General features: G+C 69.4%; 16 protein-coding genes. 10 read left to right on the forward strand and 6 right to left on the reverse strand.

Going from position 1 to position 16,491, the window contains the following annotated elements; translation table 11 throughout:
• Positions 1 to 5: 5 nt before the first annotated feature.
• A complete protein-coding gene (gene folE / locus ACFU7D_RS10425; RefSeq protein WP_378866613.1) occupies positions 6 to 644 on the forward strand; it encodes a GTP cyclohydrolase I FolE in 639 nt (212 codons plus the stop codon).
• Here folE and ACFU7D_RS10430 read toward each other — a convergent pair.
• Positions 641 to 2,167 (reverse strand): polysaccharide pyruvyl transferase family protein, encoded by a 1,527-nt coding sequence (locus ACFU7D_RS10430; protein WP_378866616.1) that lies wholly within the window; start codon positions 2,165 to 2,167, stop codon positions 641 to 643. The two genes, folE and ACFU7D_RS10430, sit on opposite strands and share 4 nt — an antisense overlap.
• Positions 2,168 to 2,272: 105 nt before the next feature.
• Here ACFU7D_RS10430 and folP point away from each other — a divergent pair, with 105 nt between their 5' ends.
• The 8 genes from folP to ACFU7D_RS10470 all read left to right on the forward strand — a co-directional run bounded on the left by folP (position 2,273) and on the right by ACFU7D_RS10470 (position 8,747).
• Positions 2,273 to 3,076 carry a dihydropteroate synthase gene (gene folP / locus ACFU7D_RS10435; RefSeq protein ID WP_378728448.1) on the forward strand — a complete coding sequence of 268 codons (804 nt, stop codon included), beginning with the start codon at positions 2,273 to 2,275 and terminating at the stop codon, positions 3,074 to 3,076.
• A complete protein-coding gene (gene folB / locus ACFU7D_RS10440) occupies positions 3,073 to 3,486 on the forward strand; it encodes a dihydroneopterin aldolase (protein WP_378866619.1) in 414 nt (137 codons plus the stop codon). The genes folP and folB overlap by 4 nt, the downstream gene beginning before the upstream one ends.
• The gene (gene folK / locus ACFU7D_RS10445; RefSeq protein WP_378728418.1) at positions 3,483 to 4,049 is read left to right on the forward strand and encodes a 2-amino-4-hydroxy-6-hydroxymethyldihydropteridine diphosphokinase; all 567 of its coding nucleotides are present in this window, start codon (positions 3,483 to 3,485) and stop codon (positions 4,047 to 4,049) included. The genes folB and folK overlap by 4 nt, the downstream gene beginning before the upstream one ends.
• Positions 4,050 to 4,131: 82 nt before the next feature.
• The gene (locus ACFU7D_RS10450; protein WP_378866622.1) at positions 4,132 to 4,569 is read left to right on the forward strand and encodes a DUF3180 domain-containing protein; all 438 of its coding nucleotides are present in this window, start codon (positions 4,132 to 4,134) and stop codon (positions 4,567 to 4,569) included.
• A 15-nt stretch (positions 4,570 to 4,584) separates the two neighbouring features.
• Positions 4,585 to 5,178, forward strand: coding sequence for a hypothetical protein (locus ACFU7D_RS10455; protein WP_378866625.1), 594 nt, complete (start codon positions 4,585 to 4,587; stop codon positions 5,176 to 5,178).
• A gap of 225 nt (positions 5,179 to 5,403) precedes the next feature.
• Positions 5,404 to 6,084: a hypothetical protein gene (locus ACFU7D_RS10460; protein WP_378866628.1), complete on the forward strand. Its 681-nt coding sequence runs from the start codon at positions 5,404 to 5,406 to the stop codon at positions 6,082 to 6,084.
• On the forward strand, positions 6,081 to 6,443 hold the full coding sequence (locus ACFU7D_RS10465) for a hypothetical protein (RefSeq protein WP_378817770.1): 363 nt from the start codon (positions 6,081 to 6,083) through the stop codon (positions 6,441 to 6,443). Before ACFU7D_RS10460 ends, ACFU7D_RS10465 begins: the two co-directional genes overlap by 4 nt.
• A gap of 9 nt (positions 6,444 to 6,452) precedes the next feature.
• Positions 6,453 to 8,747, forward strand: coding sequence for a glycosyltransferase (locus ACFU7D_RS10470; protein ID WP_378866631.1), 2,295 nt, complete (start codon positions 6,453 to 6,455; stop codon positions 8,745 to 8,747).
• Positions 8,748 to 8,758: 11 nt separating this feature from the next.
• Here the strand turns inward: ACFU7D_RS10470 and ACFU7D_RS10475 are convergent, their stop codons facing one another.
• Genes ACFU7D_RS10475 through ACFU7D_RS10495 form a run of 5 tightly spaced genes read right to left on the reverse strand, consistent with a single transcriptional unit; the run spans position 8,759 to position 14,065 of the window.
• Positions 8,759 to 10,393, reverse strand: coding sequence for a hypothetical protein (locus ACFU7D_RS10475; RefSeq protein ID WP_378866634.1), 1,635 nt, complete (start codon positions 10,391 to 10,393; stop codon positions 8,759 to 8,761).
• Positions 10,390 to 11,229: a hypothetical protein gene (locus ACFU7D_RS10480; RefSeq protein ID WP_378866637.1), complete on the reverse strand. Its 840-nt coding sequence runs from the start codon at positions 11,227 to 11,229 to the stop codon at positions 10,390 to 10,392. The genes ACFU7D_RS10475 and ACFU7D_RS10480 overlap by 4 nt, the downstream gene beginning before the upstream one ends.
• A 39-nt stretch (positions 11,230 to 11,268) precedes the next feature.
• Positions 11,269 to 12,069 (reverse strand): class I SAM-dependent methyltransferase, encoded by an 801-nt coding sequence (locus ACFU7D_RS10485; protein WP_378866640.1) that lies wholly within the window; start codon positions 12,067 to 12,069, stop codon positions 11,269 to 11,271.
• The gene (locus ACFU7D_RS10490) at positions 12,066 to 13,070 is read right to left on the reverse strand and encodes an NAD-dependent epimerase/dehydratase family protein (protein WP_378866643.1); all 1,005 of its coding nucleotides are present in this window, start codon (positions 13,068 to 13,070) and stop codon (positions 12,066 to 12,068) included. The genes ACFU7D_RS10485 and ACFU7D_RS10490 overlap by 4 nt, the downstream gene beginning before the upstream one ends.
• Positions 13,067 to 14,065: a glycosyltransferase gene (locus ACFU7D_RS10495; protein WP_378866646.1), complete on the reverse strand. Its 999-nt coding sequence runs from the start codon at positions 14,063 to 14,065 to the stop codon at positions 13,067 to 13,069. The genes ACFU7D_RS10490 and ACFU7D_RS10495 overlap by 4 nt, the downstream gene beginning before the upstream one ends.
• A gap of 73 nt (positions 14,066 to 14,138) precedes the next feature.
• Between ACFU7D_RS10495 and ACFU7D_RS10500 the strand changes: the two genes are divergently transcribed.
• Positions 14,139 to 16,451 carry a hypothetical protein gene (locus ACFU7D_RS10500; RefSeq protein WP_378866649.1) on the forward strand — a complete coding sequence of 771 codons (2,313 nt, stop codon included), beginning with the start codon at positions 14,139 to 14,141 and terminating at the stop codon, positions 16,449 to 16,451.
• The last annotated feature ends 40 nt before the right edge of the window (positions 16,452 to 16,491 follow it).

A 16,491-nucleotide genomic window follows, 5' to 3' on the forward strand; every position in this document is an offset into this window, starting at 1 on the left:
AGCACATGTCCGACAACTTCGATGATGTCGCGCCCGTCCACGTCCCCGAGCGGGACGTGGCGGACGTACCGGTGTTCGACCAGAAGCGGGCCGAGGCGGCCGTGCGCGAGCTGCTCTACGCGATCGGGGAGGACCCCGACCGCGAAGGGCTGCTCGAGACTCCCGCCCGGGTCGCCCGCGCCTACCAAGAGGTGACCCGCGGGCTGCACCAGGCGCCCGAGGAGGTCCTCACCACGACCTTCGACCTCGGCCACGACGAGATGGTCCTGGTCCGCGACATCGAGCTGTGGTCGATGTGCGAGCACCACCTGGTGCCGTTCACCGGCGTCGCCCATGTCGGCTACATCCCGGCGAGCTCCGGCAAGATCACCGGCCTGTCCAAGCTCGCCCGGCTGGTCGACGTCTACGCCAAGCGACCGCAGGTGCAGGAGCGGCTCACCACCCAGGTGGCCGACGCCCTCACCGAGATCCTCGAGGCGCGCGGCGTCATCGTGGTGATCGAGGCCGAGCACCTGTGCATGACGATGCGTGGCGTCAAGAAGGCCGGTGCCCGCACGATCACCAGCGCCGTACGCGGCACGATGCGCTCCAACGCCACCACCCGGGCCGAGGCCATGGCCCTGATCCGGGGCGGGACCCGCTAGGAGCGACGCAGCCGGCGGCGAACCCGCCGGACGAAGCCGCGCAGGCCCGCTCGCTCTTCGTGGCGAGCGAGGTCCGCGCGCAGCTCGCGGATCAAGGTCCGCTGGCGGTCCAGGCGGCCGGCCTGCCGTTCGATCCGGGTCTGCTGCTTGCGTGTGGTCGACTCGAGAGCCGCGATTCGCTTGGCCTGGCTCTTCACCGACGCCGTGAGCTTCTTCGCCAGCTCCTTCTCCCGCCGCTTCGCGGCGGTGTCGGCGTGCTCGGAGGCGATCTTGAGGGCGTGGATCCGATCCTCGATGCGCCGGATGGCGTCATCGCCCGACCCGCGCAGGGTGGCGACGGGCGCCGCCGGCTCCAGCGCGGCGAGCTCGGCGTCGTACGTCGCACTCGTCCGGTCGGGCTGAGCGACGTTCGCCAGGCCGGCGTCGTCCAGGAACGTGGTCAGCCGCTTCCAGCCCTCGGCCAGGCGGTTGTGGAAGCTGGTGTAGTCGGCTGCCTGGAACAGCTCGTCGACCGTGGTCTCGACCCTGGATGAGTCGAGCATCGAGTCGAGCATCGTGTAGGGCAGGCCGTGGTAGTCGCACAGCTCCAGCACGCGTGAGTCGTGAGCGACGACCATGGCCGGGGTCCCGGCGAGCACCGCGGCGACGTTGCCGTGGATACGCGTGCCGAAGGCGAACCGCTGGGTTGCCAGGAACCGGGTCCAGGATCCGGCGTCGAGGAACATCCGGGTCCGGTCCTCGGCGTAGAGCCGGTGGTCGCGGTCGATACCCATCTCGGGCTGACGGTGTCGTCCCCACTGGAGCATCGCGAAGTCGTGGTGGGTCTGGCCGACGTAGGTCATGTGCGGGTGCCTGTCGGCGAAGGCGTCGACGTACGTCTCGAACCAGGGTGCGGTCAGCGGGCTCATCGAGACGGCGATCGGGTCCTCGTCGGCGATCGGGGTGGAGCGCTCGTCGCGGACGGTGAGCTCGGGGCCGTTGAGGTAGATCGACGGACAGCCGATGATCTCGACGTGCTCGTCGCCGTAGCCGAGCCGCCGCAGGTAGGCGGCGGTGATCTCTCCGCGTACGCCGACCTTGGGGGACCGTTCGAGGACGCTGTTCATGAAGCGGCGGTGGAGCGCGGCCAGCTCGTCGTCGGGAGCGGTGTCGAGGTCGTCGAGGGAGAGCTGCGCGCCCATGCCGACGATGGTGGTCGGGATCGAGAGCTGCTCGATGAAGGCAGTCAGGCGGGTCAGGGGGCGGGTGAACTCCGGCCGGAGGGCGTTGGCCAACGGCACCACGAAGTGGTCGTAGGCCTCGTTGGTCGCGGCGACCTCGTCGGCGGTGAACGCTCGTCGCTCATGGGCGAAGCGGTCTGCGACGATCTCGGTCCCGGGCACGCTGAGGAGCCGGTGCGTGGAGTCGGCGAAGAGGAGGTTGCCGACGTTCGTGCCGTAGAACCCGATGCCCCACGCACGCGGGTCGCCCGCCTCGATCACGTCGAACGGGTCCCTCGCCGAGCGGAGCAGGATCTTGGCCACGATGCCTCCATGGGTATATGAGTAGGCGGGCGGCCTGGCTGAGCGGGCCCGCCCGGTCAAGTCTGCCCTTCCGGCGTCGCCGGATAGGGTCGTGACGTGCAGGTCATGGGAATCGTCAACGTCACGCCCGACTCGTTCAGCGACGGCGGACGGTTCTTGGCGACCGATGACGCGGTGGCTCACGGTCATGCGCTCCTGGCGCAAGGAGCCGACCTGCTCGACATCGGCGGCGAGTCGACCCGTCCAGGGGCGACCAGGCCGCTGGTGGCCGATGAGCTGGCCCGGGTGGTGCCGGTCATCGAGACGCTGGCCGAGGAGGGGGCGACCCTCTCGGTCGACACGATGCGTCCCGAGGTCGCGGAGGCGGCCCTGAAGGCCGGGGCGAAGATCATCAACGACGTCTCGGGCGGTCTGGCCGACCCGGAGATCCTGAAGGTCGCGGCCGACCATGGCGCTACGTACGTCGTGATGCACTGGCGCGCGCACGGCGCGGAGATGCAGCACGACGACCATCTCGTCTACGCCGACGGCGTCGTCGCGACGGTCAAGGCGGAGCTGGAGCAGCGGATCGAGGCGGCGCGGGTCGCAGGGATCCAGGACGACAACATCGTGGTCGACCCGGGACTCGGCTTCTCCAAGACGGCCGACGACAACTGGCGGCTGCTGGCGGGGGTGGAGGAGTTCCACAAGCTCGGCTTCCCGGTGCTCATCGGGGCCAGCCGCAAGACCTTCCTCGGGCGCCTGCTGGCCGCACCCGACGGCACGCTGCGTCCGGTGACCGAGCGTGAGAACGCTCACGACGCGATCACCGTCTTTCTCGCGCAACGCGGTGTCTGGGCCACGCGTGTTCATGACGTACGTGCCGCCAGGGACACCCTCGCGGCGGCAGCGAAGCTGGAGGCACGATGAACGAATCGATGAACCAATCGATGAACCAGATGAACATTGCGGAACCCGCGGACGAAATCCAGATCCTCGGTCTGGAGTGCTTCGGTCACCACGGGGTGTTCGACTTCGAGCGCCGCGAGGGGCAGAAGTTCATCATCGACCTGGTCATCGGCACCGACTCCCGCAAGGCCGCGGAATCGGACGACTTGCATGACACCGTCGATTACGGAAGTCTCGCAATGGCGGTCAAGACAAATGTTGAGCGCGACCCGGTGGACCTCATCGAAACGCTTGCCCAGCGGATCGCGGACATCTGCCTTGCAGACATCCGCGCACTTTGGGTACGTGTTACGGTTCACAAACCGGGGGCGCCTATCGAAACGACGTTCAAAGACGTCACCCTGACGATCACCCGGAGGCAGAGCACGTGACAGAGGTACCCAACCCGTACATCATCGACGCCGACACGCTCACCGGGGAGATGCGGCCGATCCGGCGGGCGGTGCTGTCTCTGGGCTCCAATCTCGGGGACCGGTTGGCAAACTTGCAGGACGCGTTGAACACTCTCGCCGAGACCCCGGATGTCTGGGTGACGACGATCTCGCCGGTCTACGAGACCGAGCCGGTCGACTCGCCCGGAGATGCTGAGCTCTACCTCAACGCCATCGTCCTCGCCGACACCACGCTCACCCCGACGCGCCTGCTCGAGCGTGCGCTCACCATCGAGGATGCGTACGGACGCTCGCGCAGCGGCATCTTCAACGAGCCCCGCACGCTCGACATCGACGTCATCTCGGTCGGCGACAAGATCCTCGAGGAGGAGTCGCTGACGCTGCCGCACCCGCGTGCTCACCAGCGAGCCTTCGTGCTCAAGCCGTGGCTCGACCTGGAGCCGAGCGCCGACCTCCCCGGCGTGGGCCCGATCGCCGAGCTGCTGGAGCAGTCCGACCAGTCCGGCATCACCCGCCGCGACGACCTCGCCCTCGAGCTCTGAGCCGGAACTGAGCACGGCACCCGAGGATCCCGACCAGGGTCCTGAGAAGGATCCCGCCGACGACGAGCGCCGGCTCCACCCGATGTCGGGCGGAGCCATCACAGCGTGGGCCGTGATCGGGATCGTGGGTGGCTGGCTTGCCCACCCCGTGCTGGAGTCCTGGCGCGGGGTGGCCCCGGTCATCACCTGGGCGCAGCCGATCGTGCTGCTGCTGATCGCGGCAGCCCTGGGCGTGACCGCCTGGATCACCCACCGCCAGCTGCAGGTACGCGGCGAGCGCATCGAGGCTCAGCAAGCGGTCAACCGGCTGGTGCTCGCCCGCGCCTGCACCTTGGTCGGCGCGCTCCTCGCCGGCGGCTATCTGGGCTACGCGGTGAGCTGGCTGGGCTACGACGCCAACACCGCAGCAGGGGAGCGGCTGGTGCGCTCGGCCCTCGCGGCCGTGGCTGGAACCGCGATCCTCATCGCCGCTCGACTCCTCGAACACGCGTGCCGGGTCCGCAAACGCGATGAAAACTAGCCGTACCGTGGGTGCATGCCTTCCCCATCCGCAACTTCAGTCACACGCAGGCGTCAGCGCAGCACACGCCTGACGGTTGCTGTAGCCCTGCTGGCGCTGGCCGCCATCACGATCACCGCCGCGGTGGCCTCCGGGTCCTGGCTGGTTGTCGTGCTGGCAGCCGTTATCGGGCTCGCCTGCGGCGCTGCCGCAACCAAGATCACTCACTCCGAGCTTCTCCAGACCCGCCGCGACTGGGCGCGTGACCGCGCCGAGCAGGCCCAGGCCTTCCGCGTCGAGTCCGAGAAGCGGGCCGAGGAGAACGCCGAGTTCCGCGAGCACATGGATGCCAAGCTCGCCGAACGCGTCCAGGCCGTCGAGGAGCTGGAGGGTGCCCTGGCCGCCGCTCACCAGCGCGCCGCCGAGGCCGTCCGTCGCCGCGGCGAGGAGACCCGCCGGGCCGCCCAGGCCGAGCTGCGCGGCGAGCAGCTCGAGGCGAGGCTCCAGGCCGTCGAGGCCGACGCTGCGGAGGCGGCCATCCGGGTCGCCGAGCTGGAGTCCGAGCTGGACGCCGTACGCGCCGAGCTGGAGGCCGAGCGCACCAGCTGGACCGGGGCTCAGTCCGCCTGACCAGCGCACGACGCACAGATGTATGGATGGTGACGCGGCGTCAACAGCGTCATGGCACTTTGCGCCGGAACGCGTGAAATCGCGCCGCCACGCTCAAATCAATACTCGGGTGGGTAACTGTCGGAGGTCTGGCTCGTTATGATTTTTCCGAACGGGTAACGCGCCTGCCGCGTCCCTGCGATCTGTGACGACGCTGCGACAAGAGTCGTTGGAAAGGGGAAGCCGGTGACGTTGATCGCCGAACGGGCAGTCACGATCACTGAAGGCTTCGCCTACCTACGCGACCTGATGACCACGTACGCCAGAAGGGCGCCGGTGAGGTCGGTCGCGGTGCTCGGGAACGCTCCGCTGGGACCCAGCGACGACCGAGCGCAGGCCATCGACGACTCGGATCTGGTGATCCGGGTCAACAGCTTCGTGCTGGATGTCCCGGGTGAGCCGCGCTCCCAGGGATCACGGGCCGACGTGGTGATCTGGAACCGGATCACCCGCCCGACGCGGTTCACCTTCGACCGCTACCGCGAGCGCCTCTACCTCCTCGCCGAACCGATGCGCTTCCATGGCCGCCTCGAGGTGTGGCCGATGTCCTGGCCGCCCGACCTGGGCTTCGTCCCCATCCCGAACGGCGAGCTGCTCGCCGGGACCGGGAACGACCTCGACATCCCCTGGCGGACCGAGAAGCTGGCGCCGACCACGGGCTTCACCGCCGCATGGCTGGCGGTCAACCTGTTCCCGGAGTCCGACATCCTGCTGTCCGGGTTCTCGTTCGTCGACAACCCCGGGCAGACGGAGTGGACCTACCAGGCCGGTGGCTCCTCGCCCGTGGCGCCGGAGCATCGGATCGAGGCGGAGGCACGCGTCATGACCGACTGGCTCGAGGAGGAGCGCGTAACCCTATGGCGATGAACCGACTGCGCGGCAAGGTCAACAGATTGGCCGGTTCTGCAGCCGACCTGGACGAAGCTCGGGCCACCATCGAGGAGCTGCGTGCGATCACGGACCGACAACGCGTCCGTATCGGCGACCTCGAGCGTGAGCTTGCTCGTGTCAGCCCGCAGGTAGCGGCCCTCGAGGCACGTCTGGAGACCCTGCGTGACACCGTCGAGCGGGGCAACCTCGCGGCCGGAGCGCCCTCGGACGGCCACGTCGACGCCTCCTCGATCTGGGCCGAGATCCAGCGTCAGCAGGAGCAGGTACGCGCTCGCATCACCGCGGCCACGCGTTTCGAGGAGCGGTTGCGAAGGCTTGAGGACGGAGCGACTTAAGGTGAGAATGTGCCGCATCCCGCTCTGAGCATCGTCATCCCGTTTCACAACGTGGAGCCCTTCCTTCAGACGTGCCTGGAGTCGCTACGCGCCCAGACTTTCTCGGACTTCGAGGTGGTCATGGTCGACGACGCCTCCACCGACGGGTCCGCAACAGTTGCCGATCGGTTCGCGTCGAGCGACTCGCGTTTCCGGGTGGTCTCCTCGGAGAAGGTCGGTGTCGGCGTGGCCCGAAACATCGGGATCGAAGCGAGCCGGGGTGACCTGCTCGCGTTCGTCGACGCCGACGACTACGTCCCGGAGTACGCCTACCAGCTCATGACTGACACGTTGGCGCGCTCGGGCTCCGACTTCGTGGCCGGCAACGCCCGCCGTTTCGACTCGGTGTCGGTCTGGCAGTCGTGGTCCCACCGGCGCCCGTTCGTCACCACCCGCATCGCGACGCACTGCAGCCGGACCCACATCCTGGGCATCGATCGCTACATCTGGAACAAGGTCTACCGGCGTGACTTCTGGGACTCCGCCGGCCTCAGCTACCCGGACATGCTCTACGAGGACTACCCGGTCGCCCTCGCCGCGCACATCCGCGCCCGGCAGGTCGACGTTCTCGCCGAGCCGATCTACTACTGGCGGCACCGCGACGGTGGCGAGGCGTCGATCACGCAGAGCCACTGGAACCTCGACAACCTCACCGACCGCGTACGTTCGGCAGAGATGCTGTTCGACATGGTCGAGGATCAGGCTCCCTACCTGTCCGACCTGGTCAAGTCGCATCTCGCGGCGACCGATGTCCAGGTGCTCGCCCGGTCGATCGAGGACCATCCGGCCGACGAGTCCGGGCGCATCTTCGACCTGGCCGAGCGCTATCTGGCGCGCGTCGACGACGCGATCCTCAACCGGCAGGGACCGTTCGAGCGACTTGTGTTCGACCTGCTGAAGCGCCGCCGACGTGACGCGCTGACGAGGTTGACCCGTTATCGCGCCGAGAACGGGACCCAGGCGCCGCTGGCCCGCCGCAAGGACGGCTGGTACGCCAAGCTCCCCTCCTTCGAGGACGCCGCGGTCGGTGTCCCCGACTCGGTGTTCCGGCTGGCTCCGGCGTACATGAAGGCCAAGGCGGTGGCGACCGAGGCCTGGTGGAGCGGGTCCCGAGTCGCGGTCCGGGTCAATATCGGCATCAACACCCTCGCGCTCGCGCCACGAACCCGCTTCAAGGTGTGGCTGGAAAGTCCTGCCGGCGACAGGGTGCCGGTGGACCACGTCGCTCTGCCGAGGGCGATCCCGTTCGGCCAGGTGGACAGGTCCACGCTCGAGCTGAGCATCGACCCCTCACGCCTGGCCGGGGATCGCCAGTGGCGCCTCATGATCGGCATCCGCAACCGCGATGTCCGCGACGTGATCCAGGTGACGACGTCGGGAGACGGACGGGAGCGATGGCAGGGTTGGCGGCGCATCGGCAACCGCTGGTGCCGCCCAGGACGCCTCCCCGGAGGCTTCGGGGTCACCGTTCGTGACCTTCCGGACGCCTGGGTGGATCACACCACGGATCTCGGCGACGAGATCGAGATCCGAGGCGCGTTCCGAGGCACTCCTCCCGAGTCGGCGGAGCTGACCCTCACCGACCGCAGCGGCTCGGTGGTGACCCACCCGCTGACGATCGGTGAGCGGGGCGAGCGGGGCATCACCCCATGGCGGTTGACGGTGCCCGTCGAGGCTGTCCTCGAGAAGTCCGGACTGGACATGCCCATGGAGGAGATCGTGCCGACCCGGGTGAAACTGTCCCGGAAGGGACGTACGTCTCCACTGCCGGTGCATCCGGACTTTATCGGGTCTCGATCCCTGCTGAAGGGGCGCGCGGTGAACACCACCCGCGACCCGAACGGTTCCTTCGTGATCACCGCGACGCCCGACCGTCCCGTCGTTCACGATGCCTGGTGGCAGGGTGAGGACCTGATCCTGCGTGGTCCGGACGGGCCCCGGCTGGAGTCCACGGGAGCGGTGCTCCGGACCTGGCCGACCCCGGAGAAGCCCCTCGATGTCTCCCTGGACGTGGCCGACCGTGACGGGGTCTTCCTGATCACCGTGCCGGTGGGCGCGTTGCGGAGCACCGCGGTCGAGCACGATGCGTGCGCCACGTCGCAGTGGTCGTTGCTGGACGGCCGCGACCACAAGCCGATCGTCGTGGCCCGTGAGCTCTCCGAACGGGTGCCTCAGCCCACCGCTACCGAGGCGGCGAAGCTCGAGTTCGGCTGGTCGGACGAGATCCACCTGCGGCTCGCGCCGCCGGCGCCCGCCGACGCGTGACCGGCTGACGCCTAACGCCGGGCCACGCGTCGGATCGCGCGGAGAGCCCTTCTGAGCAGGCGGGCCGCGGGCCGGACACCGGGGATGCGTCCGAAGCCGGCACGTGCCCGCCCGGGGACGGTCGAGGCGCGCTTGGCGACCCGGTTGACGGCCGGGGCCTGCCGAGCGCTCAGCTGGTCCTCCAGCTCCTTGATGCGATCGTTCAGTCCCGCGACGTCGCGTCGGGCTGCCGTGCGTACCTCGTGGGTCATCGTCTGACGTTGACGCATCTGCTGCTTGAACCAGGTCACCTGGCCGCGCAGCGCCTCGTTCTCGGCCGTCAGCTTCCGAAGCTCGCCCGGATCGGCGTCCTGCGGTGCCTGCCGCGGTGCGACCACCGGTGTCATGCCGCTCGAGGCGAGCGCCGACTCTCGCTGTTGACGCACCCTGCGTACGTCCGCCGGAGTGACCGCGACGTCGATGGTCGCCGCGAGCAGGACGGTGAGCTCGTCCCGGCCGCGACCGGCGGGCCACGGGTGACGCCATCCCGCCGCGCAGATGAACGCGGCGAGCTCGTCCAGCAGCCCCAGAAGGATCTCCTCGGCGGACTCGCCGAGCTTCACCGTCGACTCGTGAACCGGGACGACGCTGCCGGCGTCGAGGCCGATCTCGTCGACCTGAAGACCGCACCATCGCTCGGGTGTGTCGGCCACGGCCTCACGCAGCAGGCGTACGTGGCGGCGAAGGCCTGAGGCGTCCCGGCGTGCCGAGTCGCGCATCGCTTCGACCAGCCAGGACCGCTCGGCAGCGGTCCAGGACGTCTCGTCGCCGGTCCGATCGACGCCGACGACAGCCGCGATGGGCTCCAGGCCCCGCGCGACCAGCCAACCGCCGGCAGCCGCCTCGGCTCCCAGCGTGTCCAGCGTCCGACCCAGAGCGGGCTGGACCTCCCGCAGCGTGGGGGTGTCGGAGGGGCGTCCGTGAGCGACCGCGAGCGCCACCGAACAGGCTTCGGGAGCCGCGGCCAGGGTCGGCGAACCGACGTCGGGCCACAGCGTGTAGCCACGACCTGCGAACCGTGCGCTCGCGTCCGCGAGGCTCGGCGGGTTCGCCCGATCATGGACGGGGAACGACCAGTCGGCATCCTCGTCGGATGCCTCTGGAGCGACGGTCCTGAGCTGGGTGAGCGGGGATGCCGGGTTGGGAACGACCACCGCCAGCCGCGAGTCGGGTGTCGCCAGGCCGAGGAGGTGCTCGGCGATCGCGTGCCAGTCCGTCGGGGCCGCGTCGATCGTCGCGACCCGTCCGAACCCGTCCAGCGCGAGCACGGCGTCGGCCGGCCGATCGGGGGTCCACGAACGCAGGTCACCGCAGACGACGTCGACAGAGCTGTCGGCGTACCGCTCGGAGACGAGCTTCGCGTCGGGATGTGTGCGGAGGACGACGGTGGTCGTCGCGGCTCGGCCGATGGCCGCATCGAGCAGATCGAGGTCGTGCGGGCCCACGACGAGGAGGTGGGAGGCGTTGTCCGCCGTCGCGACGGCGAAGCGGGTCAGGACCGGTCCGCGAGGGAGCGTACGAGCGCCGACCATGTCGGACCAGTCGTACATGTCTCCCGACACGACGCTGTAGGCGTCGAGCTTCGAAGGCGTGTCGGTGTCGTTCATGCTGTGATCTCCCATCCGAAGAGCGCGCGCAGCTCAGCAGGCGACGCCATGGCGTCCAGCCCGAGCTCGCGCACAGTCGTGGCGCGTACTTCCTCTGCGTCGGTCTCGACCCCATGGAACTCGGGGAACAGGCGTCTGGCCTGCTCGTTCCCGTCCCTGACGCTGGCGTCCCTGACGTCGGCGAAGGTCATCGGGTCGCCGTAGACCGCGACCTCGGAACCGACCGACGCGCCGTAGAAGATGGCGGTGGTCAGGCGGTTCGACGCGACCCGACGGTGGCGGATCTGCTCCGCGTACTGCTTGTGGAGGAAGCGGATGTCGGTGCCCTGACGCAGCGTGCCGCGCTTGCCGTGACAGATGACCCGGAAGCCGGCGTCCTCGTAGCGGCGCCGGATCTCGGGCATGTCGTACTCGATCCAGTAGAGACAGACGGTCACCGGGCCGTCCTCGGTGTCGCGGATCTCCGCGATCAGCCGGTCGTGGTCGCCGTTGATCTCACCGTGGTCCCAGGTGTGGAACGGGTAGAAGATCGTGCCCTCGCGCTCGGCAGCCGGAGGAACGGGCTCGACGTCCTTCTTGAGCTCGAGCAGGTAGTTCCAGGGAGCGCCGATCACCGCGTAGTCGCGCCAGCCGACCGCCTGGCCGCGGCGCAGGTTCGCGTGGGACCAGACGAACTTGGGGAAGCCGTAGGGCGGCTCGTGGCCTGGGCCGAAGCCGTGCAGAAGGTTCCAGCCGTGCTGGAGCACGCCCCAGATCGTGCGGGGCTCCTCGAAGGAGAGGCCGCAGTATTCGGAAAGGATGTGTGCGTGTCCGTACCAGTGATTGCTCGTGTCCAAATGTCCGTCTCCGAGATCTAGCGAACCAAGTCGGCCGGCTCAGGCCGCACGCCGAGGCATGTCTGAGTGTAGGCGTGGTTTCCGGTCTTCCTTGCCCGCGACCACGAGCACCGAGGACCCGAACGGCAGATCGAGTCGGGGCAGCAGCCGCTCGTCGATGCGGGTGGCGCCGAGCAGGACCTTCTCGATCCCGGGCGAGACCTCGGGCAGTGGTGCGACGCCGCCGTCGGGAAGCTTCCGGGCACGGGCCGGACCGCGCTCCTTGACCCGGGTGACCAGGCGTTGAGCGGCGAACATGGGAAACGTACCTGTGAAGCCGTACGTCGCTCGCACGGGCGAGAGCCCGGCCGCCCGGATCGCCTCGACCGCCCGCCGCAGGGTGTAGCGCCGGTAGTGGTGGTTGTGGTCGTCGTGGCGGGTCCAGGCCCAGTTGTACGCCGGCACGGACATGAGGAAGCGGCCGCCAGGGGCGAGGACGCGCTCGATCTCGGCGAGCGCGGTGGCCTCGGGATCGCAGTGCTCGATGACGTCGAAGGCGGCGACCACGTCGAAGGAGTCGTCGGCGAACGGAAGCCGGTTCGCGGAGCCGCACACGCCGCCGTCGGCAAGGCCACGCGGGTCGACGTCGAGCGAGACGTGGTGCTCGGCGGTGCCCTCGAGCCAGGTGACGCTGGGCCCGTCGGCGCTGCCGACGTCGAGGAGGCGGCGTGGCGTCCCGACGTACGGCTTCATGACGGTCTCGAGGATCCGGGTGCGCGCTCGGTACCACCAGTAGTCGCTCTGCGCGATCGAGGGAGAGCCGCCCGTCGTGCTGCCCAGCAGCATGCCCGTTTCGGTCATCGGATGGAGATCTCGCTCACGTGCGTCGGAGGGGCGGAGGTACCAGCAGCGTAGGCCAGCGCGATCTCATCGGCGATGCGACGCACGCCAACGGAGAAAGGCGTTTGTGTCCGTTTGTCGAGCTCCGGCCAGACGACGCTGCGGACCCGAAGGTCGCGGGCCTGGCCGGGCGTGCCGGCTCCCGGGATGCGCAGCCGTGCCCGCCGTCTGAAGACCCGGTTGATCTCTCCGACGACGGCCGAGAGGGTCGTTCCGGTGCCGGTGGCCAGGATCTTGACGACGGCGTTCGACCCGGCATCCCTGACGTGCTCGTGGAGCCAATCGAGCGCGTCGACGACCATCTCCGCGCAGTCGCCGACATAGAGGTAGTCGCGGATGGTGTCGAAGGAGACCCACACCGGCAGCGGCGTGCCGCGCAGCTGGGCCAGGCACAGCTGAGAGACGAGGCCCTGGGGCTTGGAGAGCTTCTGGCCGGGCCCGTAGAGGTTGGTGATCCGGCCGAGGAGCGCCACCGATCCGGTCTCGGCGCAGAATGCGGTCAGGGCTTCTTCCATGGCCAGCTTGGCCCTGCCGTACGCCACCAGCGGACGCGGCTCCGAGAGCTCGGTGAACGGGGGGTCGGCCGAACCGGCGTAGACCCCACCCACGGAGGATGCGAAGAAGAACGCGAGCCGGGTGGTGGGCAGCAGAGCTGCACGCAGGTCGTCGAGCACCTCGCAAAAGAGCGACACCTCGGCCTCGAGCTCGTCAGCCGGGGTGGCCACCACACCCGCGCCGGCGCACCAGGCGATGTTGACCCGGCCGTCCGGCGACGAGCCGACGAAGGCGGTGAGCTCCGACCTCAGGACGGCGCGGGCGGCGGCCGGATCGTCCCAGGGAACGCTCGTCGTGTGCACGGACGACCCGGAGCACGCGAACGCGGTGCGTACGTGGCGGCCGAGCAGGCCGCCACCACCGACGACGAGCGTGGGCGGTCTGGACGGATCCGGGGCGCCGGTCACTCGGGGTGACCGGGCCGGGGGCCCTCGCGAAGCGGGCCGTTCGCGGGGTCGCTGACGATGACGTAGAGCGGCTTGCCCATGGCCATGTTGACGGAGACACCGAGGTATTCGGCGATCACCCCGAGGGTGAGCATGATGGAGCCGGAGCAGACCAGCACGGCCGCCATCAACGAGGTCCAGCCCTGGACCGGGACCCCGCCGGCAAGACGAGCGACGACCAACGCGACCGCGAGGACGATGCCGGAGGCGGCGAGCAGAGCGCCGCAGATGCTGACCGCCCGCAGCAGCCGGGTGCCGCCGGTGAGCACCATCCGCCAGAAGTGCGACATCAAGGAGCGGTAGTTGTAGCCGGAGGGTCGCTCGCCCTCCTCGCGCAGCTCCACCGGGCAGGTCGCCACGTCCGAGATCACCCAGCTCAGCGCGACGTCCAGGTAGACCCCGTTGGCGGCGTAGGCGGACACGCTCCGGCCGTACTCGCCCAGGATCAGCCGGAAGCTGTTGAACTGCCGGGCGCTGCCACCGGGCATGAGGCGGTCGACGACGACCTTCGAGCCGCGCGAGGTCAGGTTGCGCAGCGGACCGTGGGGCGCCGCGTTGGTGGGGCGGGCGTAGACGAGCGCGGCCCGCTCCCTGAGCGCGGTGTCGAGCATCGGCCGGACGTACGCCGGGTCGTGCTGCCCGTCCTCGTCCATCGTGACGATCCAGTCCGACCCCGACGAGGCCAGTCCGGCCAGGGTCGCGGCGTGCTGGCCGAAGTTGCGGCTCAGCCAGATCGGGCGAACGATGTCGTACTTCTCGGCGAGCTGCCGGAGCGCGAGATCGGAGGCGTCCGGGCCATGGTCGTGGACCAGGAGGATCTCGGTGACACGTCCCTGGTGCCCGTCCGGAGTGACGAACGGTTCGGCGAGGTCGACGACCTCGCTCACCACTTCCGGAAGCGTCTCGGCACCGCGGTAGACCGGGATGACGACGGAGACGGTGTGGGTGAGGGACATCGCTAGGAAAATAGCGCATCCGGAGGGGCTTCGGTGTACTCCGTGTAGGCGTTTTGTTGGCATGATCGCCCGCGTGACTGCAGACCCGGCAACCGTAGGCGTCGCACCTGGCGCGAAGCCTTCCTCGGACCGCACGCTCTCGGACCGCGTCTTCCCGGGACGGTCCTGGTCCGGGCTGCTCCCCGGCGTGCTGGTCGTGGGGGCGACGCTCGTGCTCGCGATCCGCGTCGCCGGGGTCGATCTCGCCGAGGCACTGCTCTTCACCGGGTACGTCCTGGCGTTCCTCACCTTCCCGGGCACCGTGGTGTGGCGAGCGGTCGCCAAGCCCGGACCGAGTCTCGGCAACGACCTGGTGCTCGGCACCATCCTCGGGCTCGTCCTCGAAGCACCGCTCTACGTGCTGTTGCGGCTGTTCGATCTCACCCAGCTGATCTACGGGTATCCGGTCGCGGTGCTCCTCGGCGCGTTGCTGGTCGTCCGGCGCCGCCGACGGGTGGGTCCGGTGGTGATCGGACGGGCGCGCGTGTGGTCGTGGGCGGGTGCGGCGGTGGCGGGCGTACAGGTTCTTCTGGTGGCGAACCAGGTCTGGTCACAGCGACCGGTTGACGCCCTGCGGGCGCCGTACGTCGACGAGCCCTTCCACCTCGCGATCGCCGGCGATCTGCTGCACCACTTTCCCGCCCAGATGCCGTGGGTGGACGGCACCCCGCTCTTCTACCACTGGCTCGTCTACGTCCACCTGGCGTCGGCAGCGACGGTCACGCACATCGAGCTCATCGTGCTCATGCGCAGCATGTCGATCGCGCTGCTCGTCCTGCTCGCGGTCGGTGGAGCGTACGCCGCGGCCATCCGTCTCACGGGACGGAAGTGGACCGGGTTCGTCGCTGCTCTCGTCCTCGCGACGGGGGCGACCCCCGACTTCTTCGGCTGGACGAGCCTGGTCAGCCCCGCGCAGCTGGCCTTCGACTCCGTGACGCGCGCGTTCGACAGCCCGACGCACGCGTTGGTGATCCCGCTCCAGATGATCCTGATGGTGCTGGTCGTGGAGATGATCCGGCGCGAGCGGTGGCGTTGGGGACCGTGGGTGCTGACCGTGGTCGTCATGGTCGCTGTGGCCGGCGCGAAGTCGTCGGCCCTGCCGACGATCATCGCCGGCCTGTTCCTGGCGCTGGTGATCTCGGCGGTGCTGCGTCGCCCGCGGATGGTCCGCACCCTCGGCGCCCTGCTCGCGTCGGCCGTCGCTGTCTTCCTGGTCGCCCAGCAGCTGTTCTACGGCGGCGGCACCCGGGCGACCGGGATCGATCTCAACGGGAGCACCGTTCAGCGGCTGGGCATCCTGATGCTGCCGGAGGGTGAGACCCTGCCCGGGTCCGCGCCGTGGGCGATCTGGGTCTGCTTCACGGTCGGGTTCGTCCTCCTCGCCGTGCCGGTGATCGTGGCCCTGGTGCGTGGGGGCTGGCGACGCCCCGACTTCTTGTTCCTGGCGGGCACCTGGGCCGCCGGTGCCGGCGCGTTCATGGTCCTGAGCCATCCGGCGCTGAGCCAGGCGTACTTCCTCCTGGGTGCCAGCGGGTTCCTCGCCGTGCTCATCGCCGTCTCGCTCTCGGACATCGTCCCCGTCGACCTGTCGTCGCGCGACGGCGTCCGGATCGTCGGCTGCGCCGCACTCGGCTGGCTCGTGGTCGTGGCCGTGAGACTGATGGTCGGCGGCGAGATGCCGGCCGGCGGCGAGGTCTTCACGCCGACGTTGCTGACCCAGCTCGTCATCGGACTGCTCGTGCTCGCTGCCGCACTCGTCGTCGTGCTCGTCTACGTCAGGCGCTCGACGATCGCGACGCTCCCGGCGGTCGTGGCGTTGATGCTGGGGGTCGTGCTCGCCGGGGCGCCGCAGACCGTCGCTCTCGCCACGATCGGGCCGGCGGTTCCCCGGGCGGCCGACACGGACATCATCGGCCCGGGCGGAGTCGCCGCCGCACGGTTCGTCCGCGAGCACTCGCAGCCCGATGACCTGATCGCGACCAACGCCCACTGCATCGGGCTGCCCGTGCCCGACTGCGACCGCCGGAACTTCTGGATCGCGGCGTACGCCGAACGTCGGGTCCTGGTCGAAGGATGGGCCTACATCGACCCGCTCGTGGTCGGGCTGCCGTCCACGGATCTCAACAACTCGGCCTACCTACCCTTCTGGGACCCCGAGCTGCTCGCGGCCAACGACGCGGCGATCACGCGTCCGTCACCGCTGACGCTCGGCGCGCTGCGCGAGGAGCACGGGGTCGACTGGCTCGTCGTCGACCGTCGCTACCGGGCGGACCTCCCGGGCCTGCGCCGCGAGCTCGGCCAGCCGAGGTTCAAGCGCGGCCTGTACTCCGTGTTCGACCTGCGCTAGGAGGCCGCTGAGAATGCCGAGTCGGCGCGTTATGACGCGC

Origin of the sequence: Nocardioides sp. NPDC057577 (assembly GCF_042801335.1) — a bacterium.
In the GTDB taxonomy this organism is placed as follows: domain Bacteria; phylum Actinomycetota; class Actinomycetes; order Propionibacteriales; family Nocardioidaceae; genus Nocardioides.